This is a genomic window from Paenibacillus sp. Y301 (assembly GCF_059445505.1).
Map to the genome: position 1 here is coordinate 1 of NZ_JCAIUL010000024.1, position 19,756 is coordinate 19,756.

The 19,756-nt window shown below is 39.4% G+C and carries 21 protein-coding genes, 1 tRNA gene, 1 rRNA gene and 2 riboswitches; of the genes, 14 read left to right on the forward strand and 9 right to left on the reverse strand.

What is annotated here, in order from left to right; translation table 11 throughout:
* The first annotated feature begins 6 nt into the window (after nt 1-6).
* The 10 genes from rrf to AC1D69_RS23990 all read left to right on the forward strand — a co-directional run bounded on the left by rrf (nt 7) and on the right by AC1D69_RS23990 (nt 8,643).
* Nucleotides 7-123, forward strand: a 5S ribosomal RNA gene (rrf, locus tag AC1D69_RS23945).
* Nucleotides 124-454: 331 nt separating this feature from the next.
* Nucleotides 455-1,912, forward strand: coding sequence for an IMP dehydrogenase (guaB, locus tag AC1D69_RS23950; RefSeq protein ID WP_495458625.1), 1,458 nt, complete (start codon nt 455-457; stop codon nt 1,910-1,912).
* A 144-nt stretch (nt 1,913-2,056) separates the two neighbouring features.
* Complete coding sequence (locus AC1D69_RS23955) at nt 2,057-3,460, forward strand: D-alanyl-D-alanine carboxypeptidase family protein (RefSeq protein ID WP_495458626.1); 1,404 nt, start codon at nt 2,057-2,059, stop codon at nt 3,458-3,460.
* A gap of 114 nt (nt 3,461-3,574) precedes the next feature.
* Nucleotides 3,575-4,456, forward strand: a complete 882-nt coding sequence (gene pdxS, locus AC1D69_RS23960) for a pyridoxal 5'-phosphate synthase lyase subunit PdxS (protein WP_495458627.1) — start codon at nt 3,575-3,577, stop codon at nt 4,454-4,456.
* Between the two features lie 16 nt (nt 4,457-4,472).
* A complete protein-coding gene (gene pdxT, locus AC1D69_RS23965) occupies nt 4,473-5,057 on the forward strand; it encodes a pyridoxal 5'-phosphate synthase glutaminase subunit PdxT (protein WP_495458628.1) in 585 nt (194 codons plus the stop codon).
* 182 nt (nt 5,058-5,239) lie between these two features.
* Nucleotides 5,240-6,523, forward strand: coding sequence for a serine--tRNA ligase (gene serS / locus AC1D69_RS23970; RefSeq protein ID WP_495458629.1), 1,284 nt, complete (start codon nt 5,240-5,242; stop codon nt 6,521-6,523).
* Between the two features lie 100 nt (nt 6,524-6,623).
* Nucleotides 6,624-6,712: transfer RNA gene (locus tag AC1D69_RS23975), tRNA-Ser, on the forward strand.
* Nucleotides 6,713-6,812: 100 nt separating this feature from the next.
* Nucleotides 6,813-7,157 (forward strand): hypothetical protein, encoded by a 345-nt coding sequence (locus AC1D69_RS23980; protein ID WP_495458630.1) that lies wholly within the window; start codon nt 6,813-6,815, stop codon nt 7,155-7,157.
* 33 nt (nt 7,158-7,190) lie between these two features.
* Nucleotides 7,191-7,343, forward strand: coding sequence for a small acid-soluble spore protein P (locus AC1D69_RS23985; protein WP_495458631.1), 153 nt, complete (start codon nt 7,191-7,193; stop codon nt 7,341-7,343).
* Between the two features lie 226 nt (nt 7,344-7,569).
* A complete protein-coding gene (locus AC1D69_RS23990; RefSeq protein WP_495458632.1) occupies nt 7,570-8,643 on the forward strand; it encodes a DUF6612 family protein in 1,074 nt (357 codons plus the stop codon).
* Between the two features lie 99 nt (nt 8,644-8,742).
* Here the strand turns inward: AC1D69_RS23990 and AC1D69_RS23995 are convergent, their stop codons facing one another.
* Nucleotides 8,743-9,303 (reverse strand): GNAT family N-acetyltransferase, encoded by a 561-nt coding sequence (locus AC1D69_RS23995; RefSeq protein WP_495458633.1) that lies wholly within the window; start codon nt 9,301-9,303, stop codon nt 8,743-8,745.
* Nucleotides 9,304-9,336: 33 nt separating this feature from the next.
* Nucleotides 9,337-9,837 carry a tRNA adenosine(34) deaminase TadA gene (tadA, locus tag AC1D69_RS24000; protein ID WP_495458634.1) on the reverse strand — a complete coding sequence of 167 codons (501 nt, stop codon included), beginning with the start codon at nt 9,835-9,837 and terminating at the stop codon, nt 9,337-9,339.
* A gap of 318 nt (nt 9,838-10,155) precedes the next feature.
* Here tadA and AC1D69_RS24005 point away from each other — a divergent pair, with 318 nt between their 5' ends.
* Together AC1D69_RS24005 and rluF are read left to right on the forward strand one after the other, a co-directional pair.
* Complete coding sequence (locus tag AC1D69_RS24005; protein ID WP_495458635.1) at nt 10,156-12,447, forward strand: PAS domain S-box protein; 2,292 nt, start codon at nt 10,156-10,158, stop codon at nt 12,445-12,447.
* A 19-nt stretch (nt 12,448-12,466) separates the two neighbouring features.
* Entirely contained in the window at nt 12,467-13,168 is a 702-nt protein-coding gene (rluF, locus tag AC1D69_RS24010; protein ID WP_495458636.1) for a 23S rRNA pseudouridine(2604) synthase RluF, read from the forward strand.
* A gap of 104 nt (nt 13,169-13,272) precedes the next feature.
* Here the strand turns inward: rluF and motB are convergent, their stop codons facing one another.
* Both motB and motA read right to left on the reverse strand, forming a co-directional pair.
* Nucleotides 13,273-14,094 carry a flagellar motor protein MotB gene (motB, locus tag AC1D69_RS24015; protein WP_495458637.1) on the reverse strand — a complete coding sequence of 274 codons (822 nt, stop codon included), beginning with the start codon at nt 14,092-14,094 and terminating at the stop codon, nt 13,273-13,275.
* Nucleotides 14,084-14,878, reverse strand: coding sequence for a flagellar motor stator protein MotA (motA, locus tag AC1D69_RS24020; RefSeq protein WP_495458638.1), 795 nt, complete (start codon nt 14,876-14,878; stop codon nt 14,084-14,086). Before motA ends, motB begins: the two co-directional genes overlap by 11 nt.
* 195 nt (nt 14,879-15,073) lie before the next feature.
* On the opposite strand from motA, the gene AC1D69_RS24025 reads away from it, so the two are divergent.
* Both AC1D69_RS24025 and AC1D69_RS24030 read left to right on the forward strand, forming a co-directional pair.
* Nucleotides 15,074-15,367, forward strand: coding sequence for a hypothetical protein (locus AC1D69_RS24025; protein WP_495458639.1), 294 nt, complete (start codon nt 15,074-15,076; stop codon nt 15,365-15,367).
* A 145-nt stretch (nt 15,368-15,512) separates the two neighbouring features.
* Nucleotides 15,513-15,845 (forward strand): 4a-hydroxytetrahydrobiopterin dehydratase, encoded by a 333-nt coding sequence (locus tag AC1D69_RS24030; protein WP_495458640.1) that lies wholly within the window; start codon nt 15,513-15,515, stop codon nt 15,843-15,845.
* A gap of 79 nt (nt 15,846-15,924) precedes the next feature.
* Here the strand turns inward: AC1D69_RS24030 and AC1D69_RS24035 are convergent, their stop codons facing one another.
* The 5 genes from AC1D69_RS24035 to AC1D69_RS24055 all read right to left on the reverse strand — a co-directional run bounded on the left by AC1D69_RS24035 (nt 15,925) and on the right by AC1D69_RS24055 (nt 19,750).
* Nucleotides 15,925-16,281, reverse strand: a complete 357-nt coding sequence (locus AC1D69_RS24035; protein ID WP_495458641.1) for a c-type cytochrome — start codon at nt 16,279-16,281, stop codon at nt 15,925-15,927.
* A 123-nt stretch (nt 16,282-16,404) separates the two neighbouring features.
* Nucleotides 16,405-16,905 carry a GNAT family N-acetyltransferase gene (locus AC1D69_RS24040; RefSeq protein WP_495458642.1) on the reverse strand — a complete coding sequence of 167 codons (501 nt, stop codon included), beginning with the start codon at nt 16,903-16,905 and terminating at the stop codon, nt 16,405-16,407.
* Nucleotides 16,906-17,155: 250 nt separating this feature from the next.
* Nucleotides 17,156-17,626 carry a C40 family peptidase gene (locus AC1D69_RS24045; protein WP_495458643.1) on the reverse strand — a complete coding sequence of 157 codons (471 nt, stop codon included), beginning with the start codon at nt 17,624-17,626 and terminating at the stop codon, nt 17,156-17,158.
* Nucleotides 17,627-17,630: 4 nt separating this feature from the next.
* A riboswitch (cyclic di-AMP (ydaO/yuaA leader) is annotated at nt 17,631-17,767 on the reverse strand.
* A gap of 343 nt (nt 17,768-18,110) precedes the next feature.
* Nucleotides 18,111-18,578, reverse strand: coding sequence for a C40 family peptidase (locus AC1D69_RS24050; protein WP_495458644.1), 468 nt, complete (start codon nt 18,576-18,578; stop codon nt 18,111-18,113).
* Nucleotides 18,579-18,582: 4 nt separating this feature from the next.
* Nucleotides 18,583-18,721: riboswitch (cyclic di-AMP (ydaO/yuaA leader) on the reverse strand.
* Between the two features lie 204 nt (nt 18,722-18,925).
* Entirely contained in the window at nt 18,926-19,750 is an 825-nt protein-coding gene (locus tag AC1D69_RS24055; protein WP_495458645.1) for a hypothetical protein, read from the reverse strand.
* Nucleotides 19,751-19,756 lie beyond the last annotated feature (6 nt).

Below are 19,756 nucleotides of genomic sequence, written 5' to 3' on the forward strand. Positions count from 1 at the left end.
ATCCCGTTTGGTGGCGATAGCGGAGGGGTTCCACACGTACCCATCCCGAACACGACCGTTAAGTCCTCCAGCGCCGATGGTACTTGGACCGCAGGGTCCTGGGAGAGTAGGACGCCGCCAAGCACGCAAGAACCACTATTGATTTCAATCAATGGTGGTTCTTTTGTTATGATAAAGTTCTGTTAGTTCAAACAATAATTAGTATTTCCTAGGTAATATACAATGTTGAATGGAACAAGAGCATTTAATTTTAAATAACACTGTCCTCCTCTGGGGGACAGTGTTATTTAAATAAGGACTTGGGAATGATATATAAAGAAACTTGTCGATATTCTTGACAGCCCCAACCCCCTTTGCTAAGATGGCAATAATATATTTTCAGAAAATGCATTTTCAACCTTATTTATAAGGTTTTATTTGATACACTGATGAAAAAAGAGGAGGCTCATTTAAGGTGCGTGAAGATAAGTTTGGTAAGGAAGGTTTAACTTTTGATGATGTTCTACTAGTACCTCGTAAATCTGTATTTTTGCCAAAGGAAGTGGATGTGTCCACAAGATTGAGCAAAAACGTTAAGTTGAATATTCCACTAATCAGTGCGGGTATGGATACAGTAACCGAAGCTGCTCTAGCCATTGCTATCGCTAGAGAAGGCGGAATCGGTATCATCCATAAGAATATGTCGATAGAACAACAGGCTGAGGAAGTGGATCGTGTGAAACGCTCTGAGAGTGGTGTAATTACGAATCCATTCTCGCTAACGCCAGACCATTTAGTATCAGACGCTGAACAAGTTATGGCTAAGTTCCGTATCTCAGGGGTGCCCATTGTTAATGAGGACAAAAAACTGGTAGGTATTTTGACAAATCGTGATTTGAGATTTATTCATGATTACAATATCAAGATCAGTGATGTGATGACACAAGAAAACTTAGTTACTGCACCTGTAGGAACGACGCTTCAAGAGGCAGAAGTTCTGTTGCAGAAGCATAAAATTGAGAAACTTCCGTTAGTGGATGCTAATAACACGCTTAAGGGTCTTATTACTATTAAAGATATTGAGAAAGTCATTCAGTTCCCTAACGCTGCAAAAGATGCACAAGGTCGTCTCTTGGTGGGTGCTGCAATTGGTATCTCGAAGGATACATTGGAGCGTACAGAGGCATTGGTTAACGCTGGTGTAGATGTCATTACAATTGACTCTGCTCATGGCCATCACATTAACATTATTGATGCTGTTCGCGAATTGCGCAACAATCATCCTGAACTTACTATTATCGCTGGAAATGTAGCTACTGGGGATGCGACAAGGGAATTGATTGAAGCTGGTGCATCTGTCGTTAAAGTGGGAATTGGACCAGGATCAATCTGTACAACTCGGGTTATTGCTGGAATTGGTGTTCCACAAATCACGGCTATCTACGATTGCGCATTGGTGGCTGCAGAGTATGGCATTCCAATTATTGCTGATGGTGGTATTAAGTACTCTGGAGAAATTACGAAAGCCATCGCAGCTGGTGGACATGCTGTAATGTTAGGTAGCTTGTTTGCGGGTACGGAAGAGAGTCCTGGAGATTCAGAGATATATCAAGGACGTAAATATAAAGTATATCGCGGAATGGGATCAATCAGCGCTATGAAACAGGGAAGTAAAGATCGTTATTTCCAAGATGATGATAAGAAATTGGTGCCTGAGGGTATTGAAGGTCGTGTTGCCTATAAAGGGCCGCTCTCAGATACAATCCTTCAGCTCATTGGTGGTCTTCGTTCGGGAATGGGGTATTGTGGTGTTCAGACATTGGACGAGCTTCGTAATGATACGCAATTCATTCGAATCACGGGAGCAGGACTTCGTGAAAGTCATCCACATGATGTGCAAATTACCAAAGAAGCACCGAATTACTCGGTTTAATTCCGAAATTTCGATATTTCGATACAGACTTATACTAAAGACAGGGCGAAATTCGCTCTGTCTGTCTTTTTTTGATGTATATGCTGTGTTAGAATAAGATGAGCAAACTATTATTGGTTAGAGATAGAGAGGAGTTTATATTCTTTGAAACACAGAGCAGTAAGAATTAGTAGACGTAAATGGCTTAAGAAAAGTATAGCTACGGTTATGCTATTAAATATGTTTTGCATGTCATCATTACCTTTAGTGGTGATGGCTGAAGGTGAGTCAGCAACGAAAACAGAGGCAAAGGTGACTGTACCTACGAAGCCTGAAGTAGCTTCTAATGCTGTCAGTATTCCTGATGTAGCTAGTTTAGGATTAGAAGTAAGATCAGCTGTACTTATCGAACCTACTACGGGGGAAATTTTATTATCCGTTAATAGTGACATCGCTTTGCCTCCTGCGAGTATGACAAAGATGATGACGGAATATATCGTAGCAGACGAGGTTAAGCAAGGTAGGTTGAAGTGGGACGACGTTGTCACAGTAGGTAAAAATTCAGAACAAACGATTGGTTCACGTATTTTCTTGGCTGAAGGTGATCAACATACGGTTGAGGAATTATACATAGCAATGGCTGTTGGTTCTGCCAATGATGCTACTGTGGCTTTAGCTGAACGTGTTGCTGGTTCTGAACAAGCTTTCGTTAAACTGATGAATGAGCAAGCCAAGCGTATGGGAATGAAGACAGCTTTCTTCATTAACTCAACAGGCCTCAGTCGGATAGATATGCCAGAAGAGTTCAGACCAAGTGAAGATAAGGAGACAGTCATGTCTGCTATGGACACGGCTCTACTTGCGAAATTTATCGTACAAGATCATCCTGACTTTTCTAGATTTACGGCAGTACAGTCATACCAATTCCGTGATCGTGATACTAAGCCGATCATTAATTACAACTGGATGTTAGAAGCTAATAAGGATATAACTAACTTTAAGGCATATGCCTATCCAGGGTTAGATGGATTAAAAACAGGTCATACGGATGCAGCAAAGAACTGTTTTGCGGGTACTGCAGAAAGAGATGGCATGAGGTTGATCAGTGTTGTCATGGGAGCTGAGACGAATGCCGCTCGTTTTGTTGAGACGAAGAAAGTGCTAGACTTCGGATTTAATAACTTCGAGGTTAAACAGGTAATTGCTCCTAAGACTGTCGTAGAGGGAACTGAAACTGTACCCGTTAAAAAGGGTGTAGAGAACAATGTGGCTATTGTAACAGAATCGGATGTTAACTTTATGGTTCCTAAAGGAACAACTAATCCTGCGGTTACATCTAAGGTTACTCTTTTGGATTCAAGTAAGCTTGTAGCTCCTATAGCTAAAGGTACCAAGGTAGGTACCATCACCTACACTTATAAAGTGGAAGGTATGAATCAAGCACAGGAGAAGACCGTTAATCTGGTAACTGCTGATGAAGTTGAAAAAGGTGGATGGTTCCGTTTATTGTTCCGTGCCATTAAAGATTTATTTGTCGATTTGTTTGACGAAATTAAAAATCTTTTCTAATATCAATATAATACGCTTATTCGTCGTTATTGGAGTTACCGTTCATTTCTTTCATCATGGAAGTTGGTATGAAGAGGTAATGAATTGAACATATATATTTCAGGGGGCGTAAACATGGAAACGGGAACATCTCGTGTTAAAAGAGGTATGGCAGAAATGCAAAAAGGTGGCGTCATTATGGATGTCATGAATGCAGAGCAGGCTAAAATTGCTGAAGCAGCAGGTGCAACAGCTGTCATGGCTTTAGAACGAGTTCCCTCCGATATTCGAGCAGCAGGTGGCGTTGCTCGTATGGCGGATCCTACGATTGTGGAAGAGGTTATGAAGGTCGTATCCATTCCAGTGATGGCGAAGGCACGCATCGGTCATTTCGTAGAAGCAAAAGTGTTAGAGTCTCTTGGAGTGGACTACCTTGATGAAAGTGAAGTACTAACTCCAGCAGATGAGGTATTCCATATTGATAAGTGGGATTTCACGGTTCCCTTTGTATGTGGTGCAAAAGATCTTGGGGAAGCCCTACGTCGTATTGGTGAAGGTGCCTCGATGATTCGTACCAAGGGTGAGCCAGGAACAGGCAACATTGTTGAAGCTGTACGTCACATGCGTCATATTAATGGTCAAATTCGTAAAGTACAGAATATGTCGAAGGACGAGCTGTATGCTGAAGCAAAAAATTTGGGTGTTGCCCATAACTTGTTGCTAGAAGTTCAACAGTTAGGCAAATTACCTGTTGTTAACTTTGCAGCAGGTGGTGTTGCAACTCCAGCAGATGCCGCTTTGATGATGCACTTAGGTGCGGATGGCGTATTTGTAGGTTCCGGTATTTTTAAGTCGGAGAATCCGGAGAAATTCGCACGTGCAATCGTGGAAGCCACAACCCACTTCCAAGATTATAAATTAATTGCAGAAGTATCTAAAAATCTGGGCGCTGCAATGAAAGGCATTGAGATTTCGTCTTTACAACCTTCTGAGCGCATGCAAGACCGCGGCTGGTAAGAGAGAAGGTCTTGTTATGAAGGTTGGAGTATTAGCATTACAGGGAGCTGTCAAAGAGCATATTCGTAGCATTGAACTTGCAGGTGCTGTAGGATTATCAGTGAAAAGAGTTGAGGAACTAGCAGATGTTCAGGGGCTAATCATTCCTGGTGGTGAGAGTACGACGATCGGTAAACTCATGCGTAATTATGGTTTTATTGAAGCTATTCGCGAGTTCTCAGCAGCTGGTAAGCCTATATTTGGAACATGTGCAGGCCTTATATTGCTTGCTCAGAGAATTGAAGGCCAAGATGAGGCACATCTAGAGTTGATGGATATTACAGTCGCGCGAAATGCCTTTGGGCGTCAGCGTGAGAGCTTTGAGACAGACTTGAGTGTGAAGGGTATCGATGAACTTGTTAGAGCAGTGTTCATTAGAGCGCCGCTCATTACGAGTGTAGGCGATCACGTTGAAGTTCTCTCCACATATCAAGATGAGATCGTTACAGCAAGACAAGGACATCTGTTGGTGTCTTCGTATCATCCAGAATTGACGGATGACTATCGTCTACATCAATACTTTGTGGATATGATTAGAGCAAGTCAGTGTAGTATCAGTTAAATTACAGAATGTTAATAAGAACACCTTGACCTTTATGGATTCAGTTGTAATTCCTTGTTGGATATGGCTGATGAACAGATAAATTTTTTCCGGGAAGAGGCTCCGTTTACGATGTGGATGCTTGGGGGAATCATTTATTTGACCAAGGGGTTGAGGTTGTTTTTCTTGAGGAGGGTATTCCTGTGTTAGATGTAAAAATATTGCGCGGTGATTATGCTAAGGTGGAAGAAGCATTAAAGAAACGAGGTAAGTCCCTCGATTTGATTGCTGATTTCCCTAGACTAGATGGACGCCGTAGAGAACTGTTACTAGAGAGTGAAACTCTGAAGAGTCGTAGAAACACGGTATCAGGTGAGGTGGCTAAACGCAAGAAGAATGGTGAAGATGCAGAATCTTTAATTTTAGAAATGCGTGAAGTATCTGATCAGATTAAAGGCCTTGATGAAGAAGTGAGAGAATTAGAAGTGAGTATCGCTGATTTAACAATGGCGATCCCTAATATTCCTCATGAATCGGTACCGCTGGGTAAATCAGAAGCTGACAATGTAGAAGTACGTCGTTGGGCAGAACCTACAGCTTTTAATTTTACACCTAAAGCACATTGGGATATCGCACAAGATCTAGGCATTCTTGATTTCGAAGCAGCAGCTAAGGTTACGGGGTCTCGCTTTACCTTCTACAAAGGGTTGGGAGCACGTCTAGAACGGGCTCTAATCAGCTTTATGATGGATTTACACAGTGACAAACACGGTTATGAAGAAATACTTCCACCGTATATCGTAAATGGCGACAGCTTACGCGGCACGGGGCAACTTCCGAAGTTTGAAGAGGACTTGTTCAAACTTCGAGATACGGACTATTATTTGATTCCGACCGCGGAAGTGCCAGTGACCAACTATTATCGTGATGAGATCCTTACATTGGAGGATTTGCCTAAGTGTTTTGTTGCCTATAGTTCATGTTTCCGTTCTGAAGCTGGATCTGCAGGTAGAGACACTCGTGGGCTTATTCGTCAGCACCAATTCAATAAGGTTGAACTTGTGAAAGTAGTTCATCCGGATTCCTCCTATGAAGAATTGGAGAAAATGACTGCCGATGCAGAACAAGTACTACAGCTTCTTAAGCTACCTTATCGAGTATTAGCTCTAAGTACAGGGGATATGGGGTTCTCAGCTGCAAAGACCTATGATCTAGAAGTGTGGCTTCCTGAGAGCGATATGTATCGTGAGATATCCTCTTGCTCGAATACAGAGGACTTCCAAGCACGTCGTGCTAACATTCGATTCCGTCAGGAAGCGAAGTCTAAGCCAGAATTCGTTCATACTTTGAATGGTTCTGCACTAGCCGTTGGGCGTACGTTTGCTGCGATTCTTGAGAACTATCAACAAGAAGATGGCAGTGTTCTGATTCCTGAGGTTCTTCAACCTTATATGGGAAACATTAAAGTCATTTCACCGAAAAAATAATTATTCTAAAAAAAAGCTTGCATTATGTTATTCAGTTGTGATAAGATAGTTTTTGTTGTTAGAGATTAATTATCTATCAAAAACAACTGAGTAACTGTTTGGAGAGGTACCGAAGCGGTCATAACGGGGCGGTCTTGAAAACCGTTAGGGGGCAACTCCACGTGGGTTCGAATCCCACCCTCTCCGCCATTATTATTAAATTACTAACCATTCTCAGTAAATGAGAATGGTTTTTTTGTATAAAAAAATGCCCCTTATCACAACTTATAAGGAAGGGGAGGTGTTCTTCATGGACCAACAATTTCAATTGAATCAGAATCAGCTTGTAAATGCATGGCAGTCTAAATTACCTACTGTTCTTCATCCATCTGACCAAACAACTGTAATGGCTGATGAGAGCGATTCTAACAGCATTAGGATCCATATAGGTACGGCTGGAAGACAAGCTTATTCCTTCGACTTCCAATGTACCTATAAGGATCCACGTGAGGTTGGGGTCGAATTAGTGGATGTCGAACGAGACGGTCGCTCGGTAGATGAGCATACCGAAGTTATTCAGAGCTTAGCTGGAGATTATACACGTCATATTCATGAATGTGCTCAATCATTACATGATGTAACAGACCCTTCTTAAGATAAGGGGTATCTTAGAAACGGGGTGAACACGATGAGTAAACCAAAAACAATTCCTGTTCCTGAAGCACAGGAGAAGCGCCAGCATCGAAATGAGAATGACTCAAACTCAATGCAAGAGCCACTTTCTGGGTCCAAGAAAGTAAAGAACCGCAACCATGTAGATCACTTGAACAAACAGGGTTGACCGATAAGGGACAAATGAATAGAAAACTGAGAGACACCTTAGTTCTTTACTAAGGTGTTATTTACGTTATTATGGGAGAGGTTCAAATAAAGTATTATATTATGAAAATATAAGAAAAAAATATAATATTTCGGTAAATTATTTTCGACAAACTGTTTCGCGCGTCAGAAAATTAGGTTATGATTAATAAAGTGACTATAGTTACAGACTGAAGGGGGAGAACTAAATGAATAAGAAATTTGCAGCAATCGTGCTGACGTTGCTCTTAGCAATGACAGTCGTGTTATCTGGCTGTAACAGTAAGCAGAACCCGAAAGAGGCAATGCAAAGCTCTGTGGGGAATGCTATGAAGATGAATTCTTATGAAATGACGAGTAAGGTAGTTATCGAAGAATTGAATATCACAGCACCAGATTTAGTAGACGATGCTAGTATGGGTGCAGTGATGAGTATGCTCAAGAATGCTGAATTAACAGTTGATGGAGTATACCAAGCGGATCCGATGCAAACAGAGTTAACCATGGGGTTAAATCTAAAAGGTGATATGGCAATGACTTTTACTATTCCAATGGTAATGACTAAGGAAAAACTTTATATTAAAGTACCAAGTATTCCTTTCCTTCCGATTCCTGAGAACGTTGTAAATAAATATGTTGAAGTAGATCTAAAAGAGATTGCAGCAGAAGAAGGAACTAGCTTTAATCTAGATACATTCAACCCTGAAAAAACACAAAAATTAACGAATGAATTATCTAATGCACTCTTTGCTGAATATGATGAAGCTAAATATTTCAAAGATATTAAAGTTAAAGATGCTAACCTTCCTGAAGGTGTAGAAGCTAAACAGGTTGCTCAATTTGCTGTTACAAATGATAATGTAAAAGAGGCAATCACCATCTTAGTTGATAAAGTAATGCCTAATATTCTTAATATCATTAGTAAAGATGAGTACCGTGAGACTCTTGGATTGACTACTGAAGACATCCAAGAAGCGAAGGATCAATTGAATTCTACTAATAAAGATGAATTTAATAAAAGTCTTGAAGAATTAAAGTCTCAATTGAAGATTAATGCTTTTCATATGAATACAGCAGTTGATAAAAAAGATTTCCCAACATATCAAGATTTCGTAATGAATATCGAAGTGAATGATGCGGAAACAAAACAAGATGTGAAAATTGCAATGAAGGGTTCATCTCAGTACAGTAAGATCAATGAGAAGCAAACATTTAAAATTGGTATTCCTGCTGGCGACGACGTCCTCACAATGGAACAGTTTCAACAGGAAATGGGAAATTAATTAGTTTCTTAATAGAAGATACCCGCACATCATGATGTGCGGGTATCTTTGTGTTTAAAACTGAATTGTAATTTATTAGTCCTACATTTATCTAATGTCTCAAGAAGGGTTAAACTCATCTACAAGAATAGCAAATGTCTGATGATCCTGCCATTGATCATTTATTTTTACAAGTTTACGAGCTATGCCTTCTGGTTGAAATCCAGATTTCTCTAATACACGACGGGAAGGCTGGTTATGAGTTAGAATAGCTGCCTGGATGCGATGAAGCCCCAAACTCTGAAAGGCATATTGGAGAGTCAATTTTAATGCTGCGGTCATATAACCTTTATTCTTCTCCTCAGGATCAATGAAATAACCAATATCAGCGAACTGACCTACACCACGAACTATATTAGAGAGGGTTATTTGCCCAATGAGGTCCTTATTCCGATTAAAGATACCGAACATATAGGCATGATCATTCTCTGCATCTTGCGTTCGGCGTAATATAACTTGTTGTTGTTCATAATGGGTATAGAAGTCGTCATATTGACGAGGTTCAAAGGCTGCATAAATCGTTCTTGTACGTAGTCGTAGATTTAATAAGGACATACTATCATTTAACTGTAAGGGACGAATAAAGATACCAGTAATCGGTTCATGAAAGGTAACGTTCACAGAAAAAATGCCTCCAATTATATTGTATATAAGTTATTTGTTGCGTAGTCTGCGGAAAAAGTCGGTTAGTAATTGTGCACATTCTTTCTGCAACACATCTGGAATGACCTCTGTTCTATGATTAAAGCGGGGTTCTTGCAGGAGATTCATTAATGTACCTGCACAGCCTGCTTTAGGATCGGTTGTACCATATATCACCTGGGGTATGCGGGACTGCACGATCGCTCCTGCACACATAGGGCAAGGTTCAAGTGTTACATATAATCTGCATTCTAGAAGGCGCCAGGCATCAAGGTATTGGCTAGCATCGCGGATGGCAATCATTTCTGCATGTGCAGTTGGATCCAAGGTTTGTTCTCTTAAATTATATCCGCGTCCTACAACTTCATCACCCCGAACAATGATAGCTCCAATGGGAACCTCACCGAGAACTTCGGCCTCTTTTGCTAAAAGAATAGCTTGTTGCATCCAATATTCATGTACGGTCTGATCCATAGATGAATTCCATATGGGGGTATTTTGTGGATAACTCATTATATAGTAGCCTCCTAACGTAAAAAATGACGGTTTCTGACGAACAAATATTCGGTTGTTAACATGATGTGCACAACATTGTGCATAACTTAAAATATATCAACAAAGTTATACACATAATAAATATAAAACTGTTGGTATGTGGATAAACTATTTGGCTTTTATGAATAGTGTAGCCAATTCTATCTGTTGTAGAAGCTGCGACTCTTATCAATGCTTTTCAAAATCATGGGATAGCGGTATTATATGTAGAATAGGGCAAATATTACATTGATCACCAAGACCCCTTGTTGCCAATGCCAAGAGGTGAATTGTTTCTTGTCTATTAAAATAAAATTAACCGTAGTTATATCTAGTGCCATTCTGATGATTTTAGTTTTGAATATCGCATTAACTTATCATATGAATACGAATAAGCTTCAAAAAGATACTGAGGCAGAGATGATGTCGATTGCTGAGGAAATTGCAATTGCAATGGAACAAAGTCAAGAAAGCGCTGATCATGTAGAACAAAAGTTGGAAGAGTACCTCCGGCTTAGCTCAATCAGAGTCTCTAATGAGTTAGATGCTGAGATCACTAATATTACTAATGAGCAACTGACTAAACTTAGCAAGGACATGGGTTTATCACGCATTTCTTTACTATCTCGGACGAGTGACGATGTCATTGTTACGAAATCATCTGATTCCACAGAAGTGGGACAATCTAGTGTAGGTCTAGGGTACGGGAAGAGGTCTCTTTTCCAATTGTTCGATCATATAGAGGAAGTCTCTTCTGAGCAGATCAACTTCGATCATTTCTTAGCAGGGCCCTTTGAATACTCTACTTCATATCCCTACAACATGCATAAATCGGGATGTTATTATGACGGTAAACGAAATTATATCATAAATACCTATATGTATAATACTCTTACCAACAAGTCGGAGCAAATGGTGAGTTTGGAGGATACCATAGCAGATACTTTAAAAAATAATAAGCAGGTATTAGAGATCACAGGGATTAATCCTTTAACATTTGGTAGTAGTAGACTAACGGCTAATTCCAGTAGCCAAATTTTTAAACTTAGCAATCGACCTATTCGTTTTGGTACCTACGACTACAGTAATATAGATCATGATAGGGAAGCCATTATAGAAGTCATGACTAATGGTAAACGTGTTTTACTTGAGGAGACTATTCATGGTACTCAAGTTTTAAAAAGTTTTATACCTACGATCAGGCATGATGAATCTGCATATGTCATTAGTATTGTTATGGATAAGGTGTCCATATTTTTTGATGCAAAGGAACGGGCAGTCAATCAAATTTATATTTCTTTAGTTTTATTTATTATGAGCATAGTAGGTTCTTATTTATTAGCTAGATATATGGTTAGACCCATTCAATTAATTCTTCAAAAATTGATTGATGTTGAGAATGGCAACTTTAATACATATTTAGCCGTACATTCAACAGATGAGTTAGGTCTCCTATCTACTCGAATTAGTGCATTGGCATACAGTATGAACTATAATACGAACCAATTAAAGAAGACCATAGAAGAGAAGAGTTCTGTAAAAGAGCACTTAGAATCGGTCATCAATCAAACGGCAGACGCCATATATGTGGTAGATATATATAGAAATATTATTGAAGTAAATAAGGCATTTGAAGAGCTGTACGGTTGGAGAAATGATGAGGTAATAGGACGGAAGCTAAACATTATACCCAACCACTTAGAGTTCGAAGAGTTAGAGAGAATTCAACAAATCTTAAATGGTAAACATCCACAACCGATGGAGACTGTCCATGTAAGGAAAGGCGGATCTATGGTGGAGGTCAGCATAAACACGTCAACCGTTCGGGACAAAGATGGCCATATTGTCTCCTTAATCAGTGTCTCACGGGATATGACAGAACGTAATCGGATGGAGGAATTATTGCGACGTTCTGAGAAGCTGACTACGGTTGGCGAACTCGCTGCGGGTGTGGCACACGAGATTCGTAACCCATTGACGACACTTCGCGGATTTATGCAGCTTCAAAAGGAAAATAAGAAACTGAATGAACGCCATATAGATATTATGCTTTCCGAAATAGATCGTATAAACCTTATAGTTAGTGAGTTTCTAATTCTGGCTAAACCTCAAGCTGTGTTATACCAAGAAAAAGATATTCGGTTGATATTAGAAGATGTGGTATCCTTATTGGATAGTCAGGCTCATTTATGTAATACTGAGTTCAAGTATGATTTTCCCGAAGAAGAAGTTAGAGTTCATTGTGAAGAGAATCAATTAAAGCAGGTCTTTATTAATGTCCTTAAAAATGCAATGGAGGCTATGCCATTAGGGGGAGTCATTACCATTCACTTGTCGATTTCAGACTCGAATTATGTCCAAATATCTATTCAGGATCAAGGTGTAGGCATTCCTGAGGAAATGTTATCGAAACTTGGAGAACCCTTCTTTTCCAACAAAGAAAGTGGGACAGGACTCGGGCTCATGATAAGTCAAAGAATTATCCAAGGACACAAAGGGATTCTTGAGGTAGAGAGTAAAGTTGATAAAGGAACTCTGATTAAAATACTCCTCCCGATATCCACACAGATTAACGATGCGAATAACTAAACATAGAGGTGAGTAGTAAGTGAGGATTAATAAATTCATCAGCGAGACAGGCTTCTGTTCTCGTAGAGAAGCGGATAAAAAGGTAGAGAACGGTGAAGTAACAATAAACGGAGAGTTAGCAGTACTCGGCAGTCAAGCTGAGGAAGGTGATGACGTACGAATTAATGGGGAGCCTTTGGCTTCGAAAAAGAAGCATGTCTATATTGCCTTAAATAAACCCATTGGTATAACATGTACGACAGAGTTACATATTCAAGGGAATATTGTAGATTTCGTTGGTCATTCAGAGCGTATTTTCCCTATAGGAAGATTGGATAAGGATTCTGAAGGTTTAATTCTTCTAACGAATGATGGAGATATCGTAAATAGAATTTTACGAGCTGAGGGTAAACATGAGAAGGAATACTTAGTGAGTGTAGATCGCCCTGTAACGGACTCCTTTGTAAAAGGGATGGCGTCAGGTGTGAAGATCCTTGGTGAAATGACACGCCCCTGTGAGTTAACTAAATTAGCTGAGAGGAAATTCCGCATTATTTTAACAGAAGGTAAGAATCGACAAATTCGCCGGATGTGTCAGGCATTTGGATACGAGGTTACCGATCTTCAACGTGTCCGAATTATGAATATACAGCTTCGAGATCACAAAGTGGGAACGTGGTGGGATCTAACAACGGAAGAGAAGCAGGTCCTTGGGAACTTGTTGAATTACACATTAGAGTAAACCATGCATAATATACAGGATGGTTACAGAAGACGATCAAGCTATCTGTATCATCTTTGTAGACAAAGAAAAAACGCCTATTGATATAGGCGTTTTTCTTATTATTAATCCTTAACGTCTGTAACACTCAATACTTTCTCGAGGTCTTGGTACTTCCGTATGAGAGATACCTCAACTCGACGATTCTTAGCTCGATTCACATTATTATTGTTATCTACGATTGGATGGTATTCACCATAACCAACTGGAGTGAACTTTTTAGGATCGAGATTACTGTTCAATAGAAGTATTTTCATGAATTGTAATGCTCGATCAGAACTTAGATCCCAGTTGGATTCATAATCTGTGTTATAGATCGGAACATTATCTGTATGCCCTGAGACGACAATATCATAGTCAGGGAAGTTTTGTAACATATTTGATATGGCTGCAGCTAATTGCTTGGATTCTGGTTTGACCGTAGCTTTACCAGATGGAAATAATGCTGAGTCACTAATAGTGATCATTAACTGGGACTGGTTAAGCTTGGTTTCAAGCTGGCTTGTAAGTCCACTGTTCTGAATATATTGATCAATTTGATTTTTTAATTTTTCTAAATCGATCTGTTCTTGCTTTCTAAGCAGTGCTTGCTGTTCCTTCAGAGTATCCTTTTTAGAAGTAAGATCGTCATTGTTCTTGGTAGTTATCTTACTTAATGAATCTTCTTGAGTGGGGGTAGGCGATTCATAGTCTAGCACACCACTTCCAGAAGTGAAGATAGAATTGAAGGCATCACTCATCTCTTCGAACTTCTTGGCATCAACTGCACTCATGGAATACAGAACAATAAAGAGAGCTAGAAGTAGAGTAAGAAGGTCTGCATAAGGGAGTAACCATGTCTCGTTAGCATGTTCCTCGTGCTCTTCACGTCTAGTCCTATTGTTCACCTGAGTCACCCTCCTTCTGTCTGATCTCTGCACGTTCAGAAGGGGTTAAGAAGACGGACAGTTTCTGGTTAATAGCGATGGTTGATACACCAGATTGAATAGATAACAGACCTTCGATCATCATAAGTCTAAGTTCCACTTCAGTTTTTGATAAACGTTTAAGCTTGTTAGAAATTGGATGAAACAAAACATATCCAGAGAAAATACCAAGCATCGTTGCAAGAAAGGCGGCTCCAATAGCCTCTGCAAGTTTCACCATATCTTCCATTTGAGTCAAAGCGGCAATAAGACCAATAACAGCACCCAATACCCCTAGAGAAGGAGCGTACATACCGGCTTGGGAGAAAATGAGGGCTCCAGCTTTGTGACGATCCTCGGTTGCATTGACATCTTCCATTAATACATCACGAACAAATTCTTGGTCGTTTCCGTCGATGATCATTCGCATACCATTGCGTAAGAAATCATCGTCAATTTCTTCAACCTTTGTTTCTAATGCAAGTAGTCCCTCACGTCTTGTTATAGAAGCCCATTCCATAAAGAGTGTAATCATTTTTTTTCGATCCATGAGTTGCTGTTTTACAAAAACAATTTTAATTAGTTTTGGGATTTTTTTGAGCTCTGACATGGGAAAACCAATAAAGAGGGTAGCTGCCGTACCTCCCAAAATAATGATATAAGCAGCGGGTACTAAAAGGCTTGCCAGTGGTGTTCCTTTGAGCGCCATACCTACAAGTACTGAGACAATACCTAGAATTAAACCAATAATCGTTGAAATTTCCATTGTACACCTCATCCATGAGAAATTGAATTGAATCCTTTCATGCTGCCATTTGAAAAATAATAATGATGGACTGTCGCACAAGAGACGCATTATATTATTTATCGTCATAATGGGCTTTTTATTTAAGGGCTTTTTTACTGTATAATGAAATGAATTGTAAAAGTATTGTTAAATAGACTAATGGAGGGGTATAAATTGGGTGTGAAACATGGTCGCGAGTATGATGAAATTCTAAAAGAGTTAACGGTAGCTGTAGGCCAGATTGAAGATAGCTTTCTATTTTTCGAGATGGAGGCAGATGAATGGGCACAGTTACCTGAAGAGGATAAACATGAGGTGATGGAGGCATTAGCTGAGGATTTATTTTATGGGCTAGGTACAGAACCTGTCATTACAGTTGGAAGTGGGATTGTCATTCATGATCAGGATACTCACCGAATTAATGTGTTAATTGGCGATACAGAACTTGCTTATGTAGCATTAATCTAATAAGAGAAATGTTGCGCATGAAAATATATTGTGAGAATACAATGATAAGAGGTTATATGAATTGTTCAGATGAATAAGAGGGTAATAAGTATTCTTGGTGAACCCGGGGAATAGATTGTGGTTTAGAAAGGAGGCAGCCTAAAGAGTGACATATACAAAAGAACAATTAGATGCACATATGAATCTGCTTAAGGGGTGGAAATTGGTCGAGGAGCGCTTTATAGAACGTAAATATATATTTTCTAGTTTTATGAAAGGAATTTCCTTCGTTGACGAAGTAGCTACTATTTCGGAAGCCTTTAACCATCATCCTCTAATCACCATTAACTACAAAACTGTAATTCTCCGTCTTACCTCTTGGGATGAAGGATATCTTACCGCTATTGATATGAAAGAAGCTCGCCAGTACAATGAGGCATACGAGAAAATGTGTGCGAGTGAAAGAGAACGTGAAGCAGAAATGATGAAGCACAAATGAAGAGATAGAGATCAGAAGTGATTCTTGAAAAGAAACAGGTATCCGCCAATAGGTGGATACCTGTTTTTATTAGATATGGTTATTTTTTTTGAGCTAAGAACTGGGCCACGTTGGCGATTTCTTCATTTTCTAGTTTTCCTTTAAAAGAAGGCATCATGCCTTTCCCTTTACTTACAAGAGCATATGTCTCTTCAGCTGACATGGTGCTACCAATCTTCTGTAAGTTTGGACCTACCCCACCTTGCAGTTGATCCCCGTGGCAACTTATGCAATTTGCTTTAATAGTAGACTCGGCTACAGTAGCATCTAATACAACTTCAGGCATGCTAGGTTTCGCTTCCTCTGCTACTTGCTCTTTACCAGGAAGTGTAAACATAAGTACAATGGCTACAACACAGGCAGTAAAAAAGAAACCGCTCATGATATACTTTTGCATCTTTTTCGTCCTTTCTATGTAAGCTATTAAGCTGATGATTATATTATAGCGGAACTGGAAGCATTTGTGTCAAAAAAGAGAATTAAATTCCAATATTTGTTGCGATAATCAGTAGAATATGTGCTATTTATCATGGTTATCGCAGGTATTACTATAAACCATGCAATAAAATGGTTTGCTCCCATCTGGAGTCATGCGTTCATATGTGTCTGTAATTTCAAACCCTGCCTTTTGGTATGCCTTAATAGCACGTATATTCCAAGTTAAAACTTCTAAGTCAATTTCATCTTGAGGTTTCCGTCGTTGCGCCTCATGCACAATAGATTGAACAACCAAGTTTCCCATTCCCTGTCCACATAATTTAGGATGTAAGCCAATACCAAGCCTTGTCACCCCTTCTAGTGGGAAGAATTGAGTGAAACCACATAACTCTCCATTCAAGTTGATGATAGAGGCATATTGCTCCTTCCGAAGCATTGGATCTCCAAACTCAATATGAAGCTCCTCCATCTGATTCCAGGGCATCCATCCATAAATACTGTAGGGAGGTGGGTAAACCCATTCAGATATAGCACGAGCATGTTCAGTGGTCATAGAAGTTATGATAAATGGTGAGTTAGTCATATTGATTGTTCCTTTCTTTGAATGAAATGAAGGAGTTCATAATAAATATGTACAATGCTGTACGTAATAACTGTTTACTTATCAGCAGGGTGGTTAATGAAGAGTATGGGCAACTTATCATAAGTATATGAATAAATATATGATGACATGTTAGTAGTTTAGTCAGTTGAGAGTTAGGTACAAATGTGACAAATAAAAAAACCTGTAGTTGAGATTAAGGATCTCATCCACAGGTCGGGTTGTAGAAAAACTATTTGTCTGTAGCAACAGACTCATACGTAGTATTACTCATAATTCTTTTGGCACCAACATAGCGGTTGACATAATAGGATTCACTGAGTGAGTTAATGATAACACCATTGGATGAAGAGGCATGTGCAAACTTACCATTACCAACATAGATTCCAACGTGTGAAACACCTTTGCCACTTGTATTAAAGAAAACTAAATCGCCTTCTCTTAAATCGCTACGACTAACGGCAGTTCCCATACTGAATTGAGATCCGGATTGGTGAGGTAAATCAATACCTAGTTTATTGAATATGTACAATGTGAATCCAGAACAGTCGAATCCATTAGTGTTAACTCCGCCGCCCTTATATGCAGAACCAATTGTTGGTTTGATAGCCTCATCTAGTGTAGAATCCGCGAAAGCGCTACCAGTTCCAATTGAAAATAATAATGTTAATCCTAATACTGTAGTTGTTAATTTCTTCTTCAAAAAAGTTAACTCCTTCCGGTGCCTGCGAGGTTAGCTTAAGGATTCGGTTGAAGGTTCCCTATGATCCCTCTGCTGCAAGATCAATTCACCCAAGACTGGTTCCCCCACTTCCCATAATTGGGAATTCGGCAGATATAATTAACATTAAATGATTACAAAACTTATTACAAAGTTGTTACTAAAAACTTACTGGATTTATTGTAACAAAGGAATGGGAGTTTGGCAATTGTTTCTGTAAACTTTGATGGAATTTATCTAACATTTTACAAAATAAAGGTAGATTACTAGAATACGTGTCCTTAATTGTTTAATTATGGTATTTAGTGGGCGGGGATTATGTGTTGGAAATTAAACTGACTCTTAACTATAAAAAAACATTTTGGTTAATCGTCAACTTTTTCTGACTTCGTACGTCTTAGTATATAAGAAACCCTTAGAGAGACTTCAGCTCATCTAAGGGTCCTAATAATTTATCACATTATATTTAGTTATAAGCTGCAGCTTGATATTTAGAAGTACTCATTACTCTTTTTGCGCCAACATAACGTTTAGAATAGTAGCTTTCTGAAAGTGAACTAACAATTACCCCATGTGAAGAAGAGGCATGTGCAAATTTTCCACTACCTACAAATATCCCGACGTGAGATACACCTTTTCCTGAAGTGTTAAAGAACACCAGGTCGCCAGGTCTCATTTGGCTTTTCGATACAGCGGTACCTGTGTGGTACTGAGAAACAGACTGACGTGGCAAAGTCACGCCTAATTTTAAGAATACATAACGAGTAAAGCCAGAACAATCAAATCCATTTGCGGTTGTTCCACCCGTTTTATATGTAACTCCAATCGTATTGTCAATCACGGAGTCCATCTTTGAATCGGCAAATACGCTACCCGTTCCTATCGTCAATGCAAGAGCCACGCTCAAGGCTGTAGCGACTACATTCTTCTTCAAATCATTGTTCCCCTTCCAATGCCTACGAGGTTAGCTTAAGGGTTCGGTAGAAGGTCTCCTATGATCCCTCTGTTTCGAGATCAATTCACCCATAAAATGGTTCCCCCGTTTCCTGGTGCTTAGGAATTTGGCTGTTTCGTGCACCTGAAAGTGACAAACTACGATGATAAATTTCAGAGGTCGTAATAAAGATTACAAAGTTGTTACTAAATGAGTTTAACAGAGGTTTTACACTTTGGCAAACCTAAACCACACAATAGGACAAGAAGAAACCCACCTTTTTCATCCAAAAAAGGTGGGTTTCTTCTTGTATCAGGGGGCTAAAGATATAATATGCAAATATATATTTATTTTTTTATAAGCTTGGTTGCCCACAAATTATACTGTGAGGTGATGTTCCACATTTTAAATAGACAAGATATTACTGGATATGTTTGTTGCAGAATGAGCGCGAGTATTCCCGTCCAAAAAAGAGAAAAGCCAGTGAATAAGCAAAAGAGAAGTAGATTTAGTCCTCCCAGGAGAAGAGAGATTCCAATCACGGCCAGGACATGTCGTAAACATATCCATATAGATGAGAAGATAGAGACATCTCCAGTTGAGCCAAATTGCATGTACAATACAATCTGGTGGATGATATAGCCGTATATGTACCACCCAACTAACCAGGGGATAGCTTCAGTTAATATACCAGGGGACATAAGTCCGGTCATAGCCATGGAATACAGTTTCGGTACTAACCAATAGGCAGGAATGAGAACTAATACTGTTTCAATCCAATAGAATAACATGACAGGTTTCCAATGACGCTTCATGCCTTGAAAGAAGAAAGCACCCATTTCTCCCTTACGTTCTTGGTGGAGACCGTAAAATATACCAGAATGAATAAAAGGAGTAAGAACCATTCGTAATAGTAGCATTCCTAACAGAATCCAGAGATAGTTATGAACCGTGTGGCTATGGGCAAGGCCCATCTGTCCTTCGACATAGAATAAGATCTGACTTAATTCATTGGGGGGTGGATCAGGATAGCGTTGAAGTAGCGGTACTACCGCCGAATTCACCAAACGGTATAGAAAGTATCCGAATAGCAAGTGGTACAGAAATAGAATGATGACGACGTAGAATTGATTTTTTAGACCTTTCCAACCATGGGCGATATTGCTCCTCACCGTCTC

What these genes read in the sequence shown, in the direction of transcription:
- motA (WP_495458638.1), bottom strand. Translation starts at nt 14,878, where the DNA reads ATGGAAATTTCAACGATTATTGGTTTAATTCTAGGTATTGTCTCAGTA.
- AC1D69_RS24035 (WP_495458641.1), bottom strand. Translation starts at nt 16,281, where the DNA reads ATGCAAAAGTATATCATGAGCGGTTTCTTTTTTACTGCCTGTGTTGTA.
- pdxS (WP_495458627.1), top strand. Translation starts at nt 3,575, where the DNA reads ATGGAAACGGGAACATCTCGTGTTAAAAGAGGTATGGCAGAAATGCAA.
- AC1D69_RS23985 (WP_495458631.1), top strand. Translation starts at nt 7,191, where the DNA reads ATGAGTAAACCAAAAACAATTCCTGTTCCTGAAGCACAGGAGAAGCGC.
- tadA (WP_495458634.1), bottom strand. Translation starts at nt 9,837, where the DNA reads ATGAGTTATCCACAAAATACCCCCATATGGAATTCATCTATGGATCAG.
- AC1D69_RS23990 (WP_495458632.1), top strand. Translation starts at nt 7,570, where the DNA reads ATGAATAAGAAATTTGCAGCAATCGTGCTGACGTTGCTCTTAGCAATG.
- AC1D69_RS23980 (WP_495458630.1), top strand. Translation starts at nt 6,813, where the DNA reads ATGGACCAACAATTTCAATTGAATCAGAATCAGCTTGTAAATGCATGG.
- AC1D69_RS24040 (WP_495458642.1), bottom strand. Translation starts at nt 16,905, where the DNA reads ATGACTAACTCACCATTTATCATAACTTCTATGACCACTGAACATGCT.
- pdxT (WP_495458628.1), top strand. Translation starts at nt 4,473, where the DNA reads ATGAAGGTTGGAGTATTAGCATTACAGGGAGCTGTCAAAGAGCATATT.